This window comes from Ideonella sp. sgz306126 (assembly GCF_056032705.1).
In genome coordinates, this window is the sequence record NZ_JBVYWP010000003.1 from 733972 (window position 1) to 757913 (window position 23942).

Annotated in this window: 17 protein-coding genes; 9 read left to right on the forward strand and 8 right to left on the reverse strand. The window is 61.9% G+C overall.

Annotation, left to right across the window (positions count from 1 at the left end; translation table 11 throughout):
- Positions 1–28: 28 nt before the first annotated feature.
- Positions 29–319, forward strand: a complete 291-nt coding sequence (locus AC0N04_RS11810; RefSeq protein ID WP_474281780.1) for a hypothetical protein — start codon at positions 29–31, stop codon at positions 317–319.
- Positions 320–455: 136 nt separating this feature from the next.
- Positions 456–776, forward strand: a complete 321-nt coding sequence (locus AC0N04_RS11815; RefSeq protein ID WP_474281782.1) for a hypothetical protein — start codon at positions 456–458, stop codon at positions 774–776.
- 661 nt (positions 777–1437) lie between these two features.
- Here AC0N04_RS11815 and AC0N04_RS11820 read toward each other — a convergent pair.
- Positions 1438–2181, reverse strand: coding sequence for a DNA-binding protein (locus tag AC0N04_RS11820; protein WP_474281784.1), 744 nt, complete (start codon positions 2179–2181; stop codon positions 1438–1440).
- A gap of 82 nt (positions 2182–2263) precedes the next feature.
- Positions 2264–4336, reverse strand: a complete 2073-nt coding sequence (locus AC0N04_RS11825; protein ID WP_474281786.1) for a hypothetical protein — start codon at positions 4334–4336, stop codon at positions 2264–2266.
- A 421-nt stretch (positions 4337–4757) separates the two neighbouring features.
- On the opposite strand from AC0N04_RS11825, the gene AC0N04_RS11830 reads away from it, so the two are divergent.
- Positions 4758–5969: an AlbA family DNA-binding domain-containing protein gene (locus AC0N04_RS11830; RefSeq protein WP_474281788.1), complete on the forward strand. Its 1212-nt coding sequence runs from the start codon at positions 4758–4760 to the stop codon at positions 5967–5969.
- A 221-nt stretch (positions 5970–6190) separates the two neighbouring features.
- Positions 6191–6430: a hypothetical protein gene (locus tag AC0N04_RS11835; RefSeq protein ID WP_474281790.1), complete on the forward strand. Its 240-nt coding sequence runs from the start codon at positions 6191–6193 to the stop codon at positions 6428–6430.
- Between the two features lie 38 nt (positions 6431–6468).
- Here the strand turns inward: AC0N04_RS11835 and AC0N04_RS11840 are convergent, their stop codons facing one another.
- Entirely contained in the window at positions 6469–7425 is a 957-nt protein-coding gene (locus AC0N04_RS11840) for a hypothetical protein (protein WP_474281792.1), read from the reverse strand.
- Between the two features lie 505 nt (positions 7426–7930).
- On the opposite strand from AC0N04_RS11840, the gene AC0N04_RS11845 reads away from it, so the two are divergent.
- Together AC0N04_RS11845 and AC0N04_RS11850 are read left to right on the forward strand one after the other, a co-directional pair.
- Positions 7931–8344: a hypothetical protein gene (locus AC0N04_RS11845; RefSeq protein WP_474281794.1), complete on the forward strand. Its 414-nt coding sequence runs from the start codon at positions 7931–7933 to the stop codon at positions 8342–8344.
- 446 nt (positions 8345–8790) lie between these two features.
- The gene (locus AC0N04_RS11850) at positions 8791–9267 is read left to right on the forward strand and encodes a hypothetical protein (RefSeq protein ID WP_474281796.1); all 477 of its coding nucleotides are present in this window, start codon (positions 8791–8793) and stop codon (positions 9265–9267) included.
- On the opposite strand, the gene AC0N04_RS11855 is transcribed toward AC0N04_RS11850, so the two are convergent.
- The 3 genes from AC0N04_RS11855 to AC0N04_RS11865 all read right to left on the reverse strand — a co-directional run bounded on the left by AC0N04_RS11855 (position 9251) and on the right by AC0N04_RS11865 (position 11872).
- A complete protein-coding gene (locus AC0N04_RS11855) occupies positions 9251–10495 on the reverse strand; it encodes an HNH endonuclease (protein ID WP_474281798.1) in 1245 nt (414 codons plus the stop codon). The genes AC0N04_RS11850 and AC0N04_RS11855 overlap by 17 nt on opposite strands.
- A 31-nt stretch (positions 10496–10526) precedes the next feature.
- A complete protein-coding gene (locus AC0N04_RS11860) occupies positions 10527–10763 on the reverse strand; it encodes a hypothetical protein (protein ID WP_474281800.1) in 237 nt (78 codons plus the stop codon).
- Positions 10764–11524: 761 nt separating this feature from the next.
- Positions 11525–11872 carry a helix-turn-helix domain-containing protein gene (locus AC0N04_RS11865; RefSeq protein WP_474281802.1) on the reverse strand — a complete coding sequence of 116 codons (348 nt, stop codon included), beginning with the start codon at positions 11870–11872 and terminating at the stop codon, positions 11525–11527.
- Positions 11873–12039: 167 nt separating this feature from the next.
- On the opposite strand from AC0N04_RS11865, the gene AC0N04_RS11870 reads away from it, so the two are divergent.
- The 3 genes from AC0N04_RS11870 to AC0N04_RS11880 all read left to right on the forward strand — a co-directional run bounded on the left by AC0N04_RS11870 (position 12040) and on the right by AC0N04_RS11880 (position 20052).
- The gene (locus tag AC0N04_RS11870) at positions 12040–15162 is read left to right on the forward strand and encodes a hypothetical protein (RefSeq protein WP_474281804.1); all 3123 of its coding nucleotides are present in this window, start codon (positions 12040–12042) and stop codon (positions 15160–15162) included.
- Positions 15155–19009, forward strand: a complete 3855-nt coding sequence (locus AC0N04_RS11875; RefSeq protein ID WP_474281806.1) for a hypothetical protein — start codon at positions 15155–15157, stop codon at positions 19007–19009. The genes AC0N04_RS11870 and AC0N04_RS11875 overlap by 8 nt, the downstream gene beginning before the upstream one ends.
- Positions 19010–19482: 473 nt before the next feature.
- Positions 19483–20052 (forward strand): hypothetical protein, encoded by a 570-nt coding sequence (locus tag AC0N04_RS11880; RefSeq protein ID WP_474281808.1) that lies wholly within the window; start codon positions 19483–19485, stop codon positions 20050–20052.
- A 497-nt stretch (positions 20053–20549) separates the two neighbouring features.
- On the opposite strand, the gene AC0N04_RS11885 is transcribed toward AC0N04_RS11880, so the two are convergent.
- Together AC0N04_RS11885 and AC0N04_RS11890 are read right to left on the reverse strand one after the other, a co-directional pair.
- Positions 20550–22661, reverse strand: coding sequence for an N-6 DNA methylase (locus AC0N04_RS11885; protein ID WP_474281810.1), 2112 nt, complete (start codon positions 22659–22661; stop codon positions 20550–20552).
- On the reverse strand, positions 22658–23941 hold the full coding sequence (locus AC0N04_RS11890; protein ID WP_474281812.1) for a 5-methylcytosine restriction system specificity protein McrC: 1284 nt from the start codon (positions 23939–23941) through the stop codon (positions 22658–22660). The genes AC0N04_RS11885 and AC0N04_RS11890 overlap by 4 nt, the downstream gene beginning before the upstream one ends.
- Position 23942 lies beyond the last annotated feature (1 nt).

Consider the following 23942-nt stretch of genomic DNA (forward strand, 5'->3'; position numbering starts at 1 on the left):
TGGGTGAGGCACGCGTACAGTTGCTGCTGTGAGCACCACACATCCGGAAATCGTCTATCTGTTCGACATCGGACCCTCTGTGCCGAAACTGCACATCACGGGTACGTACATCTGGCGCCCGGGCCATCCGGCGCCGATGAGCTTTCCGGCGCTTGACGAGGCCGTGCGGTATGCCGTCGAACAAGGGTGGGCTATCGAGCCAGTGCCGACTGAAAGTGATGACTCCCAGGACTTCCCGCACAACTGGTTCCAGTTGACGGAGGCTCGGTGGAAGCTGGTCCGTGCCCTGGAGCGGCGTTTGGCCAAGACGGGCCGATGAAAGTTTTGACCTGGCGGCCTCAACAGTCGGTTGCTAACAGTCTTCCTGACTGTAACGCGGGCCCATTCCGACGCCGGCTCACGGCGCTGTAGAGTGGTCGTCCATGACGACAGGCGCGACGGCTCCGGAAAACCGCGTGAGCCAGGCCGAGTTCGTGTGCCAGAAGTGCGACCACACCGACAACGCCGACCACAACGCAGCGCGCGTGCTCAAGGCGCGCGGCATCAAGCTGCTGACGGCTGGCAAGGTGGCGTTCAAGACGAAGAGAACCGTGCGAGTGCGCGGCAAAGACAAGCAATCAACGGTAGGGCCGGTGCGGTCCGAACCGAGTGGCACGTCCCACCCAACGCCTGTGGAGAACACATCAGACGCTGTTGCCGGCTACGCCGCCAATGCCGCAATGTTCCGAGAAGCAGGAAACCGCCACTTTGACGCTTCGGCGTCAGGTGGTCGGTAGTCCATACTCGAGTCCAGTGCAATGTCGACCGAACAAGAGCGTCAGGCGATTGACCTGGCCAGGACCATCGAAGCCCTCCGCCGAGACCTTCTGCGGTTGGCACCATCCCCTGCTAGAGCACCCGCCGCATGGACTACGGCATTTGCGCTAGCCGACCTCATCCGCGAGCAGGCAACAGCTGAACCAGATGGTCCAGATTGGTTCATCGTCCGAGGCCTGTTGGCCCAGTTGCTGCCAGCGATGCAGGGGCTGCTACCCGTACAAGGGGAGCCGGCCCGTATCGACGACTGGCTGCCTCCGTTTGATAGGCACATATACCTTGCAGACCTTGTAGACGCTGCCCTCGAAGGTGGGGCGTCGCGGTAGGCCTGGACGCGAGTTTCAACGTTGAAACTCCGCGCGTTGTCCGAGCCATGGCCGAGCGCCGGTCGCTGATTGTCAGGCCCGAGTTTCAACGTTGAAACTCGGGCCACAGCCGGCCCGAAGGTATCCCACGTCTCGCCCTAGGGGAGACGGTCCGAATCGACGACTGGCTACCTCGGTCGACGCTCATGCCTGCCTCAGGACGCTCCCGGACCTGGCCATCGACCGGGAGAAGTAGGTGGTTCGAACGTCGAGTTTCAACGTTGAAACTCCGGCTACGCTCGACCAAAAGGTGGCCTCACTTCGCGCGGCCGTTGCTTGGTCTTTGAGCGCGCGGTGAACGGCCGTCGGGCGCCTTGGCCCCGGGCGCCGGTTTGGTTCCGCATGTGAGAAGCGCCTGCAACGTCGCCACACTACCGCGAAGTTCCGACGCAGTCGCGTCGGCGGCAGCGACCCTAGCTGCGAGAGTCGCGTGCCCGTCCAACGCTCGCTGCATCTCCTGCAACCTCGCTGCATCCATGGCGCGCATCGAACGTTCGGCATCAAGTTGCGCCTGCAGGCTTGCGCGAGCCATTTGCTCTGCTGCCAGCTTTGCGGCCAGGCCAGCGGCCTCGCCAGAACTACGTTCGAGCTCGCGCCGCAGCTCGGATTCGCGCCCTCGGCCCTCATCGGCAGCGCACTCGGCTGCAGCCAACTCGGAGGCCACCACCTTCAGTTTATGTTCGAGGGCCTCGCTTTCTGCGAGCAACTCGTCGATAGTCTTGTGCGCGATATCCATCTGCAGACCAGCCTCGGCACGAGCATTGGTCTCAACTTCGGACATGGCGCGACGCACTGCCAAGACAAGCTCACCCGGCAGGTCCCGAGGCTGACGTTGAACTGCATCGCGTGCTTCGTGCCAGGTCCGCAGATGCCGAACAAGCGTGGTGTTGCTGCCTCCGAGTCGTTCGCGGACCGCGCGCACGCTGGGCTTGAGCCCTTCTGTAATCAACTCGTTGCTCACTTTCGCAACGGCTTCATAAGTGACATTGGCTTGGGTCACGGCATGTCCTTCGATATCGTTACCGTAACGGCCGCGCTACTGGTTACCGTAGCGCGACCGAGGTTTCACCTCGGCTGGCTGCTCAGACCGGAGCCCCGACCCCGTCCTGGCTGTCGTCAGGGTTGAGCCGCTTGCTTTGGGCGACCTCGTCGATACCGAGCGCGCGTTTGAACTCAAGACTCGCAGCGTCGTAGTGCGCATTCAGCCCGTCTTGCGCCGACACGTGTCCGTACGCCTCGAGAACGGTCTTCAAGCTGTCGTTCAGGAGGTGGGCCACAAGCTGAAACGCGCCTGGCATCCGCTTCAGATAGTCAGTGGCCACAATGTGGCGAAATGCGTGGGGACCAAACGGCGGTAAGCCATTCCGCAATCCGCGTGTGATGATGCGGACTCGGGCACTGATGAGCTCGGTCGTCCACATGCCAGGCTGTTCGGGAACCTCAGAGCCTGTCGCGTCGTAGATGGAGGCACCGTTCGCGCGTTCCGAAACGAAGACGTAGTCGCCTTCGGAAGCGCCGCCCAACCAAGGTCTTCCCTCGGCGAGGTATTGCTCAATCGCTTCGCCGACGAAGTCCGGAAGTGAGACGTCGTAGTCGCCCGGCGAGTTCTTGAAGTCATCGCTCTTGCAGCGGTAGTGCCATGTTCCCCCTTCGGCGCGATACAGGTTTCCGGTTTGGTCTCGCCGGTAGGTCATCACCGAAAAGTGCTGGACGCGCAGCGGATTCGCGATGAGCCAAGAAAGGAGCAGTACGTCGCGGAGCCAAACAGCGCGTCGCTTCCGAGCGTTGAGTGGCGGGGGATTCCTCTTCAGAACTGCAAGCATCTTCATCAATTCCGCCATCGGACTCGGTGAGCCCAAAATGTCCTGGATGGGTTCCTGGGGGTCACGTGCCTGCCGCAGCGCCTTGCTGTTCTTGTAGGCGCGAATCTGGTCGATGTATGTCTGCCAGGCCCGTTCACACTCGGCGCGCCACGCCTGGGGAAAACCTGCAGATTTCAGGTCAAACCCCGCGAGTGCAGTCGGCATATCGGCGTTGTCCATAGCCTGCGCCAGCTTGGGGTTCAACCAAACCCACCCTGTCTGCGCCCGAAGCAGCATGCAGCAGTAGCGAAGGGTCTCAACCATGCCGAGATGAACGATGCCTCCGGACCGAGCGCGCATCCATTTGATGAAGTCCGTGACAAGGTCGTCACGTGCAAGCCAAGCTAGCGACCTGACACGTTCTGGCTCGATGCCCGCGCCGCCCTTTCCCTCATCCAAGCACAACCATGCCAAGTATCGTGAAATGAATCCCCACGCTGCGTCGGCGGCGGCCACGAAGCCGTTCCCGTAGACACCTGACCAGTCGTACTTCTTTCCTGTTCTGCTTGCCGGCTTGACCCGCCATGTGTCGCTCCTTGTTGAGTGAGGGCGGATGTCGTCGACCTTGTAGGAAATCAGGCGGGCCCATTCGCTGCGAATGTTCTCGTTCGGGTCTCGCAAGTAGTTGAGCCGTGCGCCGGACGAGTACTGCTCGCGCAAGCGCTTGCCGTAGGTGGTTTGGACTTCGGACTGCGCTCGGGCTGCGCGATGAACCTGAAATCGTTCAATGACGAAGCCAAGCCGCTTGGTCAGCGTCTCAGCGGGGAGTCGTAGCACCACTTCAAGCTTGCCAATCTGGTCTTGGACATGTCGTGTTGGCCGGCGTTCTCCACTACACCAATTGCAGATGGTCGTGGCCCCGATACCCGAGAGCTTCGCAACCTTGTTACGCGTGAATCCGCGCAACTGAATGGCTTCGGACAAGGCCTCGGGGAAGGACTCGGGCAGTGTGTCTGCACCCGACAGGCGGCAGGTCAGTTCCTGCCAGGGAAGAATGAGTTCGAGCCGGTCGGAAATGGTCCGAGCGGCCTTTCCATCGCTCTCCATCGCATCGGCCCAGAGTCCGAGATTGCGCTCGAAGTCCAAGTCAAACTCGCGCCCGATTGCATCCTTGTCTGACAGACGAGACCAGCGCATCCACGCATTCAGGGCTGAGACTAGGTTTCTGACGACAAGTGGCGACTTGCCGCCGGCAGTGAACTCGTTGATACCGAAAGTCTTGAGCGTCTCATAGCGGATGGCGATGACTGACTGGGTTGCAGAATTTTTAGTGAGGTGTGTATTCGTTGGCATTGGTTGTATGAACAGTTGGTAGATGTCTGTTCTCACGGACTGCGTGAGATGCTGAAACGGGAAATTCACCCTAAGTTGTTGATTTCATTGAATGTGGGCCGTCGTTGTGTCGTGGGTCTTCCGTCGGCGACTCCAACAAGAAGGGCGTTTTCTGCCTTGTTGCTGAAAGGCAGTTCCGGACTTTTCAGATGGACGCTGAGAGTGCGACGGGCCTTCGCGGACCGCGGATACCGCACGGATGGCCGAGTAGTACCGAATTCGTATAGCGACCGGCTGTTTAGCCTTCGAAGTCCACTACGAGTGGTGGCAGCGAAGCCGGGGAGTGGCTCGCTGGTGTGCGGCTCGGCGCGCGCCAAAGCGCCGCTGGCGACCCAGGCAGGCGCATTGAGTGGTCTCAGCTTCAGGCCGCTACGATGAAGGCATGACACTTCCCGCAAACCTCTCCGACGCCACCCAGGCACACCTCGAGCAACTGGTCGCTGAACAGGCGCAGGAGGGTCCGCATCTCGACTTCAAGCGGGACTTACCCGCGAGCTGGGACGCGTCCGCGAAGAACGAGTTCGTCGCGGATGTGACGGCATTCGCCAACTCAGGCGGCGGGGACGTCATCTACGGCATAGACGAGGACGGTGACGCCAAGGCCTCGGTTGTCGTGCCGCAGGTAATCAATCAGGACCAAGAGGTCCGTCGCCTGCAAGATTTCCTGCTGAATCTGATTGAACCCCGAATCCCCGGTGCGCAGGTACAGGCAGTTGCGGTCGACATAGGTGGCGCAATTGGTCACGCCATAGTCGTCCGCGTGCCGCAAAGTTGGGTGGGTCCGCACCGCGTCAGGACCAACCAGCACTTCTACCTCCGCGAGGGTGCGCGCAAGCGGCAGCTGGACGTGCCTGAAATCCGCGGCCTGTTCCTACGGTCTGAAAGTCAGGCCCAACGTGTGCGCGACTTCCGTACCGAGCGCATCTCGCGCATCTTGACCGGTGAAGGCACTCCGAAGCTCGCGCCCGGCGCCGTGCTGGTGATGCATCTGATACCAAGCGAAGCCGCGCTAGGAGGAATGCAGGTTGACCCGCTCGGGTACGTCCCTTCGTTGCGAGCTGGCGCCAGGTATTTGCCGCTGCTGGACAGGACCGGCGGCGGAAGTCCGAGCATCAACTTGGATGGCGCGCTGTTCGTACAGCACGGCGCGACGGCAGGGATGTTGCCGGGCTACTCGCTCTTCTTTCGCAACGGGTTCTTTGAAGCGACCCAGGTGGTTAACTCCGTTCACCGACACGATGACGCTGGTCGATTCAACCTGCCAAGCCGTGCGTACGAGGACGTCTGCATCAAGCTGGTGGATGGCTTCCGCGCCGAGCTGAAGTTCTTGAATCTCAGCGTGGAGATGACCGCGATGTTGACCTTGCTGCACGCGGACCGGGTGCGAGTTGGCTTGTCTCCCATGGCCTACGGCCAAACGGATTCACACGGGCTGTTCGACCGCCAGCACGTTGTGCTTCCGGACGTCCAACTTCAAGCGGACCTTGTTGCTGGTCAAGCGCTGAAGCCCGTGTTCGACTTGATGAGCCAGGCCTGTGGTCTGGCGGGCTCGCCTTACTACGAAGAGAACGGACTGCGCACCTCGGGGCGATAGAGGCCACTGCAGACTGGTGTGCCCAGCCTCGTTGCGGGCACATCAGAGGTTCATCGTCTCCGGCCCGCGTACTGCCCACAAGGCGTTGTTAGCGGCCGGCGCCAGCTCTGCCCTAGGTCGCGTCAACCCTCGTCGATGTAGGCGAAACGTCGAAGGGCGTCAAGGCTCCAAAGCCTTCTCCTCGGACAGATATCCTGACGCCCAACATTGCGGAGGAACCTATGACCGTTGAAGAACGACTGGAAGACCTGGAAGCAAAGGTAGGCGCACTAAATCTGATGGTTTTTGCAGCCTTCTCCTGCTTGAAACCCGATGAGGTGCTGGGGATGCTGAGCACCATCAAGAGCGCTTTTGACGACAACGAGAGCCCCAGCTCGGCGAAGGTACTTGCGCATATCGAGGTCATCGAAGACATGTTTCGCAAGCAGGCGATGACCACCCGGCAGATTCTGCTGGGGTGATAGTGTGGGCGGTCAACCGGCGGTCAGCGCAGTTCCAGTCAAGGCGTCTCGCTTCCTTGCTCGCCCGCATGCTGCTTGATAGCTTCCCGGATGGTCCCGGATAACGCCACACACAGCAGCGCGTTGTTGATGTCGTCGAATTGGCGTTGCCAGCGAGTCATGCGGAGACGAAGCGCATCGCGCATAGCCAAGACGTCCGCAGGTGCGGCGTCATCGCACTCGGTCGCGTCAACCGGCTCTGGGGGCGCCTCGAAGAACGGCCGGTCGCCCAGCAATTTTTCCAATCCAAGCGTCCACGCGACGTCTTCCTCGTTTAGGGAGTACAGGCCGTGCTGCGCTAGCAGGCACTTCAGGACCAACGGGTAGACGAACGCCCCGGCAACCAGGTGCTCCTGTTGCGTCCATTCGTTCGGCTGCCAGTGCGCTGGCTTCCCATGGGCGACGTTGCCGCGGAGTTTGTAGATGTGCTTTAGCCAGGAGCGCAGCATCGGCCTCGCGGCGTCGGGAGCTAACTCGAGCTCTAGCCGCATCTGCGCGGTCCAAGGCGAGGCGTCGACCACCGCGAGGATGTCGGGAACCTTTCCCTGGATGTCGTCCAGCCGCTGCGAAGAGTTGCTCACACGTTCGAGAGCAGCGTACGTGGCGATGCTCTCGGCTTCGAGTGGCACGTCCGGCGAGTCGCTGTTTGCCAGCAGAAACTGGGTGACCGAAGCATCGACGTGTTCGTGGATTGTCCGAGGAAGCGACTGGACGGCCTGCAAAGCCTTCAGCAGTCGCAGATTCAGGTTCGATTCTCCCTGGTTCACCAGATGGGCTGGCCGGACGAAATGGGCGTCGCTCTGGCCCATCGTGACGCTGGCGTGCCCGCCCTTCCGGCGGTGAGTCAGGCTGATGCTGCCGGTGTACGGCCCGGGGAATTGTTGAATGACCACTTGGTAGTGGCCCGTGGCGGTGTAGTCGTTCAGGAAGCCGCCGATGAAACGGCGGTCACTCATGCCGCTGACAGCCAGATGCTGGCCGAACCGGAAGATGGCGGTGCGGTCAGCCTCATCGAGGTCGGCGCCAAGGGGCCGACCGTCGTACTGCAGGACCGTGACGACGCAGCGGCAAATGCGTCGAGTCGCGGTACTGGCCTAGCACTTTGGCCAACGTCTCGAGAGGGACGGTCGAGGCAACACCCTCGGGTGGTACATCGCCGACCCCCTGCGGGAACACGTGAAACGCCCCCTCGTTAAGAGGCTCCTTGATGCGCAGCCAGGGAAGGAACGCGAGCATGGGCATGCTCGCAATTACACCTGAATGCGCCGGACTAGGGCGACTGCCTGCGCAGGTGAGTCCTCTGCCTGCTGCGGCCCGGGCGCGTCTTCCAACTCGCGCCATTGTGCGAGGGATGCAAGGTGCCGCTCAGCCTCATAAAACGCTTGCGAGACACGCCTCGGCGTTCCAATAGTGCTGCATAGTGCTATGATAGTTTCACGCCAACCAGCTCCTAAGCCTGCCATGACTGCTGCCTCTCTCGACGATTTCGTCTGCGTGCCCATCCCGCTTGACCTGTACGCTGAGCTAGCTCGACGCCAGCCGCGTGGCGTTGCAACTCTGCTCGCCGACGTGGCCTGGGACTTCGTCGACCGAACTGCCGACGACGTGGATGCACGACCCAAAAGTAAGAGTGGCGTTCGATGGGATGCGGTGTTCCTGCCCGACGGCACTGAGGTGCGCACGAAGTACTTCGGTGAGCTCAAAGTGGCGACCATCGAAGGCAACGAAATTCTTTGGGGGGGCAAGTCCTTTGAGTCGATGTCACAGCTTGCGCGGGCCATGCGCGGCGACACGTCGAACAATGCGTGGAAAGTGCTAGAGGTCAAGCGGCCCGCCGATGCCAGTTGGAAGCTCGCCGACTTCCTGCGCAGCTGACTCCCGCGATGCCGCAACCAATGCCGTCTATGCGCTGACGCCTGGCGCAACAACCGTTGGTTGGCAGAGTCAGGCTTCGAGCCGGGAGGCTCTGACGGAGCTACCTACTTCGAACACTTCCGTGAGGTCGAGTTGACGGAGGCACTTGGGTACAAGGACCTCCGGGTACTTGGATGATGTGGGTTCCCAAGTGAGCGAGCCCGGCGCAACTACCAAGGGGTCGCGGCCTTGACAGCGCTGAGGGCGAGCTTGGATGCTCTGGGCTATGCGCATCCTTTCTGAACGCCTCGCCTTCTGGTTCCTGCGCCTGAACGGCTTCCTTACCATCCCGAACTTCATCGTGCATCCCGAAGGACCGCGAGAGGACGGTGCCTATCCCCAGCAGACCGATGTCGGATGTTCTCGGTGTGCGGTTCCCGTTCCGAGCGGAGAACAGGGGGCGACCAATGCCAGACCATGCACTCTTCGCGGCTGAACAGCGCCGACCGCTGGTCGTGCTCTCCGAGGTGAAGACCGGCCAGTGTGGCCTCAATGGGCCTTGGACCGACCCCAAACGCGAGAACCTGCAAAAGGTGCTGTGTGCTGGCGGCTTCCGGCCCGCCGACCAGGTCGAAAGCATCGCCGAAGCGCTATACAAGACCGGCATCTGGGAGGACGATGACCTCGTCATCCGCATCGTTTGCTTCGGGGACAAGCACAACTCCGGAGTGGCCAGGAGTCACTCGAGCGTGCCTCAGCTCCTGTGGAAGCGGGACGTGCTGCCCTTCATCTATCAGCGCTTCGACCAGTACAGGCTAGAGAAGCAGATGCATCACCAATGGGACGACGACGCCAAGGAGCTGTTCGCGGAGGCCGGGCAATCACCAGGCAACGATGGCGAGCAGTTTGTAAGGTCGGTCGAGGTGGTCAGTGAGCTGCCGTAGCCTCCGGGAAGCCCATGCCCATGCCCATGCCCATGCCCATGCCCATGCCCACGGCAACGCCTTCCCACTCGGCGTAGTAACTTCGGACACGCTCGTCAAGCTTGACCAAGCCCTGGTCCGATATCGTCAGCAGTCCGCGGTCGTACAACGTGTGCAGGTCGCGCCGTAGCAGGATGCCGTCCCCGGCAGAGTTTTGACCAGCGCGCCAGTCGCGGCCATCCAGGTGGGCTGCTTCAAGCGCCTCGGGCACGGAACACCCACTGACCACGCAGCGGCCGCTGCAGGCCCGAAAGACGGCGTTTCGGAAGGCACTTTGCTGTGGCCGAACTTCGACCTGGGCAAAGCGCGCGGCGCGGTGCTCAAGGTCGTCTACGGAAATTGGTGTGGGGTCTGGCGCCGGTGCCGGTGCAGGCCCGGTAGTCGGTCCGCCTGGCGCGGCAGTCTCGGCCGCGCGCCAGTGGGCGTAGCAGCGTTGCCGCTCGGCCTCGTCGTTCTCGACGCCGAACTCCTTCAGTATTCCGTCTGAACAGCGCCTCGTCTTCGCATCGACCACGATAGCAGTGATGACGGGCTCTCCCTCTCGAAGGCAATCATGCCCAAGTCGGCCAAGTGCGCTGGTCATCGGGAAGAACGTAAGGCCGAACCGGTCCATCAGTTCACCGTACGTGATGGTGCCTTCAGCTCGGCAGACCTCCTCGAACCAAGCACGCATCGCCGGTATCTTCAGCTGGAAGGCATTGGTGGAGACTCCGGTGTTCATCGCCGGGTCTGCAGGGAAGGGGCCTTCACCCGCTGCCGTTCTGTGCGACTGTGCGTGGACGGCAAGGTCCTTCAGGGAGACAAAGGCTCCCAAGACTGCGGCCAGCGAGCCGTTGCCACGCGGTTCCAGGCGCTCGATGGAGAAGACCCCGTCGTCGCGGTAGTCCTTGATTTCGCGGGGACGCACGGCGGGGTCGACGACCGTCGCCATAACGGTGTAGCCCGCCACGCCCCCAGCCCACAGCGCCTCCAGGTGCCGATAACGCTCATCGAGACCGTAGGAATCGGCGTTGCGATAGCCGCTGGCGTCGCGTAGGGCAGTGACTCGACGGACGTCACCTTCCTTCTTGAATTCGTCCGCCCATGTGCGTAGCAAAAGCAAGTCGCCCGAGCGCGCGCCCCAAGACCATCGGATGTTGTTGAGCGGCAGTCCAAGGTCGCTGAAAAAGCGGCTGATAGGTTTGACCATGGGTTGCTGCAATTCTGGCTCAGCTAAGGAATCAGTCTTCGGCCATGACTTTCGCTCGAACTCCAGACGCCGCGCAGAGCTTGTCCTCAAGCCCGGCCAGCCACTCTTCGCGGTCATCTGGCGCCGGGAAATTGCTCGAGCGACTTGGCACTCCACGTCGTACGCGCACGAGCCAGCGTCCCCTGTCGTCCACCCTGACAGAGGCCCGAATGTTCAGGGACGAAAGCTCGAGGTGCAGCTTGTTGGCGATGTCGCGGTCAGTGTCCATCGGTGGTCAACGAGTTAGCGAGCGGGATGACACGATGTCGTGTTGCAAGAGCTTCGCGGACCATACGCGCGAGCCCAGAACGAGGCGGCGATGCCGAGGACAGCTCTTCGAGGGCAGCGCTCTCGCCGTCGAGCGCTGCCGCTCGGGCCCGGACTTCGACTGCGCGAACTATCTCGACGCCCTGGGTCAGGCTGGCTGTTGCCAGCCAGCCGTCCGTCGCGGGGTGGGAGGTCACCTGCAGTACTGCGCCGTTGGCCAAGACCAGCTGCAGAGCGTACCCATCAACGCTTGTCGGCACGCGCTTGCCTTGAAGCGTGGCTATTTGAAGCACAAATCGGTAGGGCGAGGTCATGTTGGTAGGGGACCTCGCAAGTCGGAATCACTTCGAGTAGTTCGTCAACAGAGCAACTTGCCGAGCGAGAACATCAGGCGGCACCGGCGAAGTCGGCTGAACTGCGACATGCAATGGGCCGCACGCCGTGCTCTGAACAATGGTGCCGCACACCACCGTTCCCGCTGCTACTGTCCTGTGGCTAGTCCAGGGCCCCGTGCTGCATGTCCGCTCGGCATCTGTGGTGGACTCTACGAGAGTTGGCGGCACTTTTGCTCATAAGGCCCACGTTACAGTCGGGAAGACTGAAATAAGCCGACTGTTGATGTCGTTTACGTTGGCCTGTCCTGCATGGACACGGCTGGGCAGTCAATATGAAAAATTATAGTGAACCACTATAATTGCACCGAGATGGTGCGTTAATTTTTTCTCAGCCATCGCCGATGCCGAGCCGGCGGGCGCTAGCTCGAAGCTTCATGGTTCTCAGCCGGTCATCGAGGGTTGCGGTCGTCGGCGCCCGGGGGTGGGCGGCGAAGAGCATCAGCAGGTACTGGGTGCGCTCCATCGCCCGCAGCACCTCGATGAACGTTTCCAGATTTGCCTTGCCGTGAGACTCGAATCGCTTGTAGGTGCGCAGCGGCACTCCGGCCTGGCTCGCGAAGTCCGCTTGCGACAAGCCGATGTCCTGCCGGTGTTTGCGGACCTTCATCGCCAGGTAGTGGCAAACCTCGCCGCACGTTCCAGTCCTGAGTCGTTCGATTTCGTTGGGATGGTCCACGGTTCTGACAAGGCCACTTTTGGCACCAAATCTGTGGACAACTATAAACGGCTCCCACCGACCTAGGGATTCTGCCTACACTGGCTCACCCAATTGATAACCCGCCTCGCGGACTCGGTCTGTCTGCCCGGTGAAGTGGCTTTCCCTGCCATTGAAAGGAGAGACCCATGACAGCATCCCGCCTTCGGGGTGGGTCGCGCATTTCCGCGCGCGACCGCGCCCCGACCGTCAACCTATCGAAGTTGGCGGACCTGCTTTCCAAATCCATCGAAGCCAACGGCGCTTCGGGCGTCGACGGCCTACCGCTGGCGTCAGCTGCCGATGGAAAGATTCGGCTCAACATCCGCGGGGTGCTCGGCCGCCTGCTCAAGCACCCGGATTTCGCCTCAGCCTTCGCCCCCGGCGACGAGACCGGGTTCCTTCGCGATGCTGAGCTCCCGCCTTTCGGCATGACCGCCAAGATGGGCGGCCGGCTGGTTCACGGCTCTGAGGCTACGACGGCCAAGGCCATCAACGCCTTGCGCGACGCGATTGCGACGGACCTCGACCGTGGCATGAATGGCTTCGACGTTGCCAGTCTCTCCAGCGGTGAGTTGCAAGCAGCATTGAAGGCGATGGCCGCGACCATCGGCGCGAACCCACCAGAGCTTCCGCAGTTGGCCACGATGGTGCCGGTGCAGTTTGCCGATGCGGGCCGTCCAACTGCCGAACGTGAGCAGGACGTAGCCCGAGTACTTTCCGGCATCGAAACTGTCGATGGTCGGGACTGGCTTCAGCTCATCCTCTCGGGCGTCGAGCGCAAGCTGCAGAACGACAACGAGGACCAGGACGACATCGACGAAATCGTCACTGCCATCCGAAGTCAGAGCACCCGTCCCGGCTCCCAGATTCGACGCTTCCTCGACTTCCTTGAAGACGAAGCGATGGCCCGTGTACGCCTCCAGGTGTGCATGCGCCTGATGAGCGCCGTTGCCGCGCAGAGCAACAAGGACGGCCTCAAGAGCTACGTTCGCCGCGTGCGAGAGTGCTTCGACGCCTTTGCTGGTGCTGATGGCGAGTCCTTGGCGTTGGAGGCGGGCACCGTCTACGGCGTAGCGAACAACACCGAGCTTGCCGAGCAACTGCGCAAGGCAATGTTCTACAACTGCTTGCCGGTCTGGGCAGAAGGGTCCGTGCAGTTGTTCGAGCGCCGCATTGACCCCGCGCAGAACCAGCCGACGCTCCGCGAAGTCTCGTATCGATTCCGGGTGAACGGGAACAACCCCAGTACTGGAAAGTCCGCTTTCGACTCCCGCCTTGACCGCTTCTACGGTCGAATGCTGGAAGAGCCCGGCACGAACCAGAACATCAAGCGGTCCGTTGCGGAGCTTGTGTTCCTGGCCCTGGTGGTACCCGCGAGCATCACGGACGAGAACGTCGGCAGCGTGGCTGAGGAGGCGGCGGCCATCGCAGCAGACTTGAAGGTCGACCCGGTGGGCACTCTGAGCCGCTTGCATGCCTCTCTTCTCAAGCGCAGTCGCGTCTTGGACGACTTGGCAGACGAGCTCATCCGAGTCCTCAAGTCGAAGTCCACGTCGCTCGTGACCGCAGCCAACCGGGCTGCCGACAAGTTGATGGTGTCCGTGCACCGAGACGTAGTCGACTGGCCCGTCGTCAAGGGCATGAGCTCGCCAAACGAAGATGTGCTCGTGAAGCCCGAGGCAGGTCCAGACACCATTGCCTGGTTCGACCACATCCGCGTCAGTGAACACTCTTGGCCAGGGAGTATTGCGTCCATCTCGGTCGAGACGCAGCTGCAGGAGCGTTCGCTGGCTCCGGCCGGAGATTCACATGAGCTTCGCATGGGCAAGAGCTTGGCTGCCCCTGTGCTTCCGGTTCGACTCGTCCCATACGCATGGTCCAGCGCCGCATCTGCGTGGGAGCCTGCTGTGCCGGCGTTCAAGGTGCTCGATGCCGGCCGCGGTATCGACGTCGAGTACGACTTGCGCCTGCTGACCTTGAAGCGAACCAAGGACGACGAGAAGGCACGTTCCGAGCAGTACCGTACGGCCATGGTCGCGAGCGTCGGCCTGGTGGTCTACATGGCGCTGTGGGAACTGGTTCAGCGCGCGAAGGCTCATGCCCCGAATCTGACCATGACGCTGGTTCGCCTGCAGCAGACAGGCAAGGCTACGACCCGCGAAGCTGACGCCCAAGACGGCAACACTGCCATCTACGCGGTCAGTCAGGCCATTGAGAAGGCGCTGGCACGTGAGCTGCCGGTGAAGCTCCAGGGCCTAACCACCGACAACGACGCAAAGGACTCAATCCGATGGAAGAACCGTGGTGCCCTCGCTGCACTACTGGGAGGCCAACCTGTTCGGTTCCAGCAACAGGGAAGTCTCGACAAGGTTGCCATCGTGACCTACGTGACCCGGCCCTGCGACGTTCACCCGGCCTTTCCGGATGCGGATGGCTACCTGTTCCTGAGCCGGACCTACGTCGCCGATAGCAGCGCCGGCAATACCGAACTACGCGTCGACCAGATGCTCTCGCGGTTGGTGGATAACCGGAAGGACTTCCGCACGCCTCATCTCATCCTTGAGGAAATCGCACGCCTGCGAAAGGCCGGCTATCAGCACATCCTGATGCTGTCGCATCACTTTGGTAACCGGCACATCGGCCGCGCTGCCGAGCGCCATGCACCGCACGGCACGCTTGAGTTCCTGGATGAGGCTGCGGCCCGCTTTCCGGACGTGCACCTGTATCCGCTTCGTCGCGACGTGTTCCCGGCGACCCGGCTGCGCAAGCGGCAGTCGCTCGAAAGCGGCTTTGAGGTTGTCAGGTACGACGCGCACCAGAAGATGTACCTGGATGACGCCATGGACGTGCTGCGCAGCCTGCTGCCCATCTACACCTTCGCGACGCTTCACGTGGTTGGTGACGAAGGCCGGCCGCAGTCCGGCTTTTGCACCTACTTCTTCGATGCTGAGCATCGCCTGACCAACTTCAACTTGAAGGAATCCACCCGCGCCAACATCCTCGGCACCGGCGAAGCCGAGACGGTTCGAGAGTCGCTGGTCAGCGTTCTCCGCGGCATCCACTTCATGGAGAGTGAAAAGCCATCGGACAAGAACCGTCTGCTGCCGGTGTTGGACCCGTTCGACTGGGCAACCCCTACCACCACGGCGGCGGCTGGTGAGGTTGAGGTGATGTCCCGGCGCGGCGGTCGTAGCATCTTGCTGTCAATGCCCGCTGTGCTGGCGCATGTGACCAAGGTTCTGCACAAGGAGGCGCTGGAGAATGAGTGAACTCCCGTTCCAGAAGCAGGCAGAACTGTGGGGCCAGGCCTACGAAGTCCTGGTCAAGCGCGGAGTCCTGGCGTGCTTGGTCGAGTGGAAGCTGCTCGACCCCAATCATCCTTTGCTACAGCCCTGGCACGAGCATCGGCTGCTTGACGTCTCCAAGGCGCTGAACCAGAAGCTGGAAATCCTGGATGAGACCGTTCGCGACCAGGTCAAGGCGGCGGTCGAGCATATGGCGCTTACCGCTTACGGCGTGGGCTACACGTCGACCCGCGAGTACCTGAAAGCCATTGGGAAGCCGCTGCACACGGGCAAGCTGAAATTGCGCGCGCTGTGGTGCCCGCTGATGCTGCCGGGCGATTCAAGGGAGCCAGGTCCACGCATGGAGCGAGACCGGACCGTGTTCCACACCGAGTTCGGGATGCAAGGCATCCTCGATGAGCAGCTTTCCGGCAAGGGCCAGCCGGCGAACGCGGACTTCGTCCTGTGGCTGTCCGGCGACTACCGCGAGGACTACCTGCTCGTTCAGGAGTACTCGTTTGACATGCCACGCGAAGTGCCGGACTTCAAAGACCAGGAGGCGCACCTCGATGAGCTGATGCGTCACCGCCGGCTCATCGACAATCGCAGCGTGTTCGCTCGCGTCACCGCTGAGGTCGAAGGTGAGTCCTTCGAACTGTCGGAAGACATTCGGCATCACCTGGGCGCCCTGACCAGCGGCAACAAGCCGTTTTACAAGCTTTGCCAGGCCTGCTCCTACGCTGAGAGTACGGCCACTTGGCTGCGTCGTGATGGTGTCCTTACCAAGCCCTGCAACGTCCGGGCGCTGGCTCTGACGCCCAACGGGCTCGAAAGCTTGGCCGCGCGCTTCCTGGCCGTAGAAGGGACGGACCCGCGTCGTCAGCTCATGGAGCAGATGGGCAAGGCATATCGCGACACGCGCAAGCTCCTCGACGGCGACGACCAAGGGCTGACCGTCCAAATCGAGAGCGTCTTCGCCAACCTCCTTCGCAGGTTGCCCTCGGAGCTTAAGAATGGCATGAAGGGACTTCGCGCCATGCCAGCACCGGGTGAGGACTACAGCTTTGTGTTCGAAGAGACCGTGCCAGAGTTTGCCAACCCGGCCGACGAGTACGACTTGGCTGTCGCGCGAGGGATGGTGGACGACACCGGCCCGCTGACTGGCTTCTTTGGCCAGGCAGCACCGGATGCACTGGCACTGCTCATGACCGAACGCGCGAAGCACGGGCGCGTCAGTCTTCGCGACATCCATGCTTCGGCCATTGTCGCGGGGATGCATCGTTCTGTGAAGGGCCAGGTGAACGTGATTGCCTTGGAGGGCAACCCCGGCATCGGCAAGACCACGGCAGTTCGCCAGTACCTAGAGAAGAAGCCTGAGGGCTACCTCTTCCTGTACGTCAGCCCTCGCGTGGTCATCAACCGTGACGTTACCGAGAGCTTGGCGCGCAAGGACGGCGCGCCCAGCGGCATCCTCACTGTCACCACCAACGCCGCGCTCATTGCTTCGGCGCCTCGGTGGCACCTGAACGAGGTCAAGGCCGGGCGCGCAGCACACAAACACGTCGATGGCGCTGTCGTTGCCGATGGGGTCGAGCACTTGAGCAAGCCGAACGGGTCGGTGCTGGTCATCAGTCCGGAGGATGAGCAAGAAATCGAAGCTGCTCACGCCGGCTCCCGCATCGCCAAGACGACTATTTCCGAGAACGAAGACGTTGTTGAGGAGCGTGCGCTGCCGGGCGTGCTCTCCTGCATGTCCGACACGACCCGAGAACTGCTCGCGTTGAACCCCGACATCAATCGTGTCGTGTTGACCGCAGCCCTCCAGGGATTCCGGGAGAAGGGCGGCGGCAAGACCACCATGGACGCGCTGTCGAAGCTGTTCAAGAGCAAGGCGGCCGACCCTGCTGGCATTCGGGAGCGCAAGGTGTTCGCAGGCCGGATGCCCAACATCGTTGTGATGGTCGACGAACTCGCTGGCGACGGCGCCGGCGCCCCATTTGTTCACGCCGTGGCCAGCTGGCTCAACAGCGAGTTCATCGGATGCTTCGAGGACGAGCCGAGTCCGTTCACGGTCACCCTTGTGGTCTCCGACGCCTCGCTTGGCAACGACGTCGTGCTGACTCGCTACCTCAACGCTGGGCCGAGAACACCGGACAAGGTGCTGGTATCCAAGTCCAGGGGCAAGCGTGCATTCGCGCTCGCGGCGTCTGACCTGCGCATTGGCGACGGACCGCTGAAGCGAACGCTGCACGTCATGACCAACAGCTTCCCGGCGAGCACGCTGTCGGTCCAGTACAAAATCAACCTTACGCAGATTCGGCCTGAGAACAAGCCAACTGGTGAGCTTGAGACCGCGCGGCAGGCTGTTCGTCGAGTGGCTGCCGACGCTGTTTTGGCAAGTGCCAGGGGCGAAATCCTGGCGGCCCTCGACAAGGGCGCGCAGCAAGTCATCTACTTCGCGCAGGACAAGAACTTTCTTGGAGACCTTCGTCGTGTGCTCTCGGCGGAGCCAGGTCTGCACGGCGAGTTGGTTCAAATCCTCGACGCCTCAGTCCCGGGCTACAAGCGAAAGAAGCTCATCGAGCCGGCGACCCGCGACGGAGTCAAGGTGTTCTTGATGACTTCGTCCGGAGCTCGAGGCGTCTCGTTCCCCAAGACCGACTGGATTATTGCGACTGTGCCCCGCTTCAACGTGGAAGCTGCCCTGATGGAAATCGCGCAGCTCATCTACCGCGGCCGGGGCCTATACCGGAACGACGACGGCGACATTGTCTCGGGCGACAAGGTGCCCCGGCATCTCGTGATGCTCGTTGACGACTACCTGATGTCGTACGAGGACATGGACCCTCGCCAATGGCTCCGACATTCCATCGACTTGATGACCCTGCTGGTGATGCTGCGGGCCACCGTCCTCACGCGCATCACTGGCGACGCCGGCCTGCGTCAATCTCTCGCGCTCGTGCCCGTTGGCGCCGTAGGCTTGGAAGAGTTGGTTAGCCTGATGTCCCAGAACGTCACCCAGTTCGTCAAGGAGGCTGAAGTCATCTGGCGACGCCTTAAGGATGAAGAGAAGGTGAAGCTGGTCAAGAACGCGCAGACCAATGTGACTGAGTTGTTTTCGCACACGAAGCTGCAGGCGTCGGCGCGCAAGGACAAGGACCGCAGGACCATGGTGCGCTACCAGGACGCCAAGGACCTGTCCGAGCTGGCGGCCAGCCCCCTCAATCCGCTCCTCGTGCACGCACAGGAGGGAACGTCCGTACCGGACCATCTCTACGTATCGGGACCCGCCTTCCTGGAGAACTGGGGCGACTTCGACAAGCTTGAGGTATTCAGCTTCGAGGGGCACACCACGGAGGTGAACCAAGTCGCGCGCCGCGTCATTGCCCAGCTGCTATCCATCGACGAAGACCGGGCGTTTCCGGCGAACCTGCGCCAGCCGGCCGCGAACCTTTTGCGGCTGCTGCAGCGAGAGAAGAAGGACGCGGCCAACGAGTTCAACACGCTCAAGAGCTTGAAGTCGCCGAACACCTGGATTTCGGTTCCTACGGGCTACGTGCAGTTCATGGCCGTCGAGCGCCAGCTTGAAGGGCGACCTTTCGAGGTGGTCGACCCCGACCTGTGGCGCGAGGGCCTCGCCCTAGGGCTGTCGGCTTCCAGCGCGGTGATGCCGCCTATCCCGCGCTACGCGGAATACCCCTGGGCAGCTTCCGTCGGCAACGCCAATCCGCTCAAGCTCGACACTGTGTTCGACGACCGGTACTTCATGGCGTCGAATGAGCTGAACTTGCTGAATACGCTACTCCTGGCTGACCAACCTGGTCCGAATTGAGAGAGAGTTTCAACGTTGAAACTTTCGCACCGGCCGTCCACCGGTCTCCCAACGATGCCGCAAATGTGAAGTTTCAACGTTGAAACTTCGCGCGCTGCGACCCAGCGTTTCGAGTGTCAGGCCGAGGTGCGTTCAGTTGTTGATGGACCACTCTTTTGCTAAAATGGTAACCCTGCGCGAGACCTTTCCGCGCAGCTGACCGCACGCAACGAGCGGTGGCACCGAGAACTCCCCAGAGAAGCTGGATGACCAGTCAAGGAGTCGAGCAGTGACCGGTCCAAGATGCTGAAGACCTAGCCCAGCCGCACCTCTCGGTGTCGCAATCGGGGCAACGCATAGCTGCCACCCCTCAGCGCCATTGCCGGTGAGCGATATCGTCGCGGCGAGGCAATTTCGGGGTTCCAACATCCACTGCATCTCCAACTTCGGGAGGGCAGTTCATCGCGCTCTCTCGGGCGCGCGGAGCACATCCCATGAAGAACCAATCTAAGAACAAGGTCACTGGCGGCAACGAACCCTCCTGGCACGCGCTGACGGTGATGCACGCTGCAAACGCAGGCTACTTCGCCAAGCGCTACGCCGCAGAGCAATCGCTCTACACCTACATCGCCCCGATGCTCTGCAGCTCTGATGGCAGGATGCTCGAACTCGAGGTTGTTAGCCACACCGAGCTGTCTCGCCGATACCCGGACATGGGCCTGGTCGGCGCCATGGCACGGTACACAAAGGACCTACTGACCGTCGGCCATCCAGCTTTGCGACATTTCGTCAAACGGCATCGCTTTGCGCCCAACGTGGTGCTGCAGGTCGGGGAGGTTACCGCCCGACCGCTCATCGCGCTGGAGCGCCTTCCTGCAGCGTTTCGCGACAAGCTTTCGGCGGACATGGTCATGACCAGCTACACGACGCGCAGCCGACAAGTCGTAGTGACGCACCCGCTGGTCCAAGCTGACGAAACAGGTCGACTGGAGATGGAGGTGCAGCCATTTCCCCTCCAGGGTGACGAGCCTATGCTGGAAGGTCGTCTTGCCATTCACGCTTGATGGCCCGCAGAGCGCTGTAACATTGTTGCGCGGCGCTCAACAAGGGTGGGCGGGGCGGGCCGAGCGACGGTTAGCCTCGCATCGGCCCTGACGTTGATGGTGCGGCTACCGTCTGGGACAAGGTACGCTGACCCCGGCACGTCTAAGTGCCTCCTTGACTCGATGGACCTGACCTGGGCGGCCCTGGCCGCGCGAGCAAAGTTCTCGCGTGACCATAAGCGCATCGGTCAGCGCCTGGGGTGACAGGCCAGTCCCACCTCCGCGCCCAGTCGTACGCGGTTGCGCAGTGGTCGGGTGGCCCGCGGTTCGCCGCTCGTGCGCAGGGCTGCAAAGGATGCTACTGGCACGACCCCAAGAAGTTCAACGAGGTCGTCAGCGCGCAATACGTTGTGCCGGCTCCTCCAACTGAGCGCCCTGGCAATAGCCGAGCCTGATAAAGGCTCACCAAGCGGAAAGCGCGTCCTCTCTCTCAGATAGTAAGTCGGTTGGCCACTCGGCTACCACGCTCGAAGAGCCTGCTTGACGACGTCTCGTGCGCGCGAATTCGAATCGTAGAACCGCCAGAACCCGCGCCGGTCGCTCCGGTCCTCGTCAAACACCGCTTCGAACTGCGCTCGGCTGAGCCCGAGCCCTTTTGCAACCATCACCTCGAGCAGTGCACCAGCCGCGACCTGCTCAAGCGGTCGGCGACGTGCCTTGGAGAGCTTCGTTGTTTGCCACGGTGGCGCAGACATCTCGGCGTCCTGAAGGCCCGCCCGAGGCCTGGAAACGCAGATGCTCCAAGCGGCATGTGCGGCCGTAGCGACGTCCGTGGCGTCGAGGGTGGGCCAAACCAATCCTTCGAGGATGAACTTGTTGAGGTGCAGGCCGCTTGCGAGCCGCCGCGCAACCCAGTCAAAGACCATCGTATTCATCACACCCAAACCGGCGAAGGCGTACTCGTCGGTTTCAAATTCCAGCACGGGCGCTGTGTTGCCGCATCGCCAAGTGCTCGGTACTCGGGTGGCTATCACGGTGCGGGTGTTGGTCGACGCTGTCACATCGCAAAGCGCGATACGTGGCGGAAGGTCCGGCTGCGGTTCTATGACGTACTGCGGGCTGCATTGCGAGAGTGGCTGGTCTGCGTTCTCGCGCCAAACTGCCGTGCGTCCACTGCCGGAGACCCAAGTCTTCTGGAAGCAGTCGTATGCCCCAACACAGCGTCCCTCAAGAAGGGGAACATACCGCTTGCCCTTGGCGTCGATGAAGGTGGCGTCACCGTAGTTGCTCACCTTCTTGCTCTCGATGTGGTGGAACTGTGACTTCCCGAGGCTGAGGTCTACCTCTCGGCGGTAGACAACAGTGCCGAGCGGCCCTGGTTCGAATAGGCCAGTACCGGTCCGAAGTGCTGCCCGGAGGATGCCAAGTTCTCGCGCCTGGAAAAGCTCCGGAATGATGTGATACCTGCGACCGAGGAGTTGGATATCGCTTCTATCGAGCGCAATGTGCGGCGCGTCGACCTCGTCGGGTTCGACCGCGAAACTGCGGACCGAGAGCTGGCGCGTCCCAACGTCCGAACGAGTCGCCGCAAGCAGGCCGAACTTGTAGCGACTGTCGATGGGGAAGTAGCCGCCGCGGTTCTCGAAGCTGGTCCAGCGAGCAATTTCGAACTGACGGAAGTACCTCTCGCGCAACTCAGTCAGCCCGGCGTCGGAGGCAAACGCCGCGGGAACAAGCGCACCCAGCCTTCCCCCTTGCACGAGGAGGTGAGGCACTAACTCGACAAACGCCTTGAATAGGTTCTTGTCTCCGCCGCCCTGTGCAGAGTACAGAAGCGGCAGACTGGGCGCACCGGCAGCCAAAGTCGACAGCCGCGCGACTGTCAAAGCGCGTTCGCCGCCCGCGTCATCCTCGACTGAATGTCGCAGAGACTCCCATGGCGGGTTCATCAACAGAACTTCGTAAAGGTCTTGGCCCTTCCACCAATCTCGCGTCAGGGCGTTCTCGTGGTGGATGTTCTTCGCGACCTGCTTGAGTGTCACCCCGGCGGACGCGCCCATCAGCCAAATCAGCAGGCAGCAGAGTTCGCGAGCACGTGGGTCAAGCTCGACTCCGTGGAGGGACAGAATGAACTTCTTGAGGTGCGCATCTGTGCTACCTCGACCGTACAGCTCAATCGCGGCAAGCAGGAGGTTTCCGGCTCCAACGCTCGGGTCCACCATGCGGTGGATACGTTGTTTGTCGAGGGGGCCGAACGTTATCCTCGCCAGAGCCGACGCGAATGCGTTGTGGGTGGCGTAAGCCCCCATCGCCTTCTGTGTGGCGGACGCTCGTTGGTATGCGGCAGCCCAGGAATGCATGCCTTCAGGCGACTGACCAAGGTGGGCTCCTTCTCGGGATAGCTCGGCCAAACGCTGCCATTGACGGTCGTCGCCAGTGAGTGGCGGCAACGTGGCCAGCGCAAACTCTTCGACTAGAGCTCGCAGTACGGCCGCAGACCATGCACTTGCCCGGCGCGTCTTGCTTTCGTGGTGAGCCGCCGCGGCAATGCTGAGGTTCGCGAGTCGTGAGGCCTCGGAAGCGCAGATTGCCTTGGCTGCTACGTGAACGGCGTCCCAGACGGCGCTCATGTGAGCAAGGCCGCGCCGGACGGCACCTTCGTTCCGTCAATCGCAGCAAGCAGACGTTCTGCTTGACGAGTCATTTCGTCTGGAGTTCGCCACTTGTAGAGGTCCAGGCCGACAGCAATGAGAACGCCGGGCCCGCCGGAGTGCCCGGACACATCCCATGCCTGCGGCTCAAAGCCTTCCGGGTACACCAAAACAGATTTCTCGGCGCCGCATGCAGCAGCCGTACCCAATGCTTGGTAGATGTGCTCTCGCTGCGGCACAGTTCCGTCGTAGGCCGAGTACTTCGCCTCAAAGGCCGCGATGAGCTTTCCGTTCTCAAACAGCCTGCCGTCAGGCGCCGGTGAGAACCGGGCCTGCGGAGATTTGCCCCGAGGTACCAGGAGGGGTACCTCCCCCTGAACTTGGTACGAGAGCGCCCGGCCCAAGGCCTTGCCGCGTCGTTCGGCATACTGCAGTGTTCGCTCCAGCAGCGTCTCTAGCAAAGGCCATGCTTCTATCGCCAACCCAACGCCAGCGTGTCCCCCAGTCGGGCCAAACAACGAGCTTCTGGAAAGAATGGCCATCGCCAGTGACCAGGCTGGCTTGTAGGCGCTCCACTGCTCGGGCAGAGTGCGGCTGGCAATGCCATTGGGCGGGGGCGCGCTCCGAGGCAGGCCCACAGAAAGGTCTCGGCTCAACGCGCGAAGGCCGTTGCGAGTCTTCTGGTTCGTTGAGGCTTGCGCGAGGGTATCAGCCACGAGGAGCATGCCGCGCGTGAACGGGTTGTCTTGGGCAAACTCCGTACGGACGACGGGAAATACATGCGGCCGCCATAGCGCAGTCCTTGCCCACCGGGAAACATCGAGCTTGCCGTGAAGGTAGGGCAGTTCGCTACTCTTGCGCTCCATCAGGACGATGGGTCCTTCTTGCCGGAACGCGCGCTCCAAGCGCTCGAGATACGTGGCCGCTACAGCGTCCAGCAGTCGGTTGTGGTTCTTCGACAAGCCGGACCGCCGTTCGCCGGCTACATCTATGCCTTCCTTGCCAGTGAGCAAGGCAACCACCGCTGTCGTCCAGTCTTCGTTGGAGCCGACCTTTGGCGAAACCTGGATGACAGTGCCCGCTCCGAGGTCAATGGTGCCAACGACGTTGGACAGTCGGAAGCTGCCCGCCCGCTCAGACAGCAGAGAGAACGATGGACGCAGCTTCACGCGGAGCCGCTCAACAGCGTCCCTGAGGCGTTCGCCTTCCGCACGCGTCAGCGTGAAGTCCTCGCCTTCAACGACATCAATGCAGCGCATC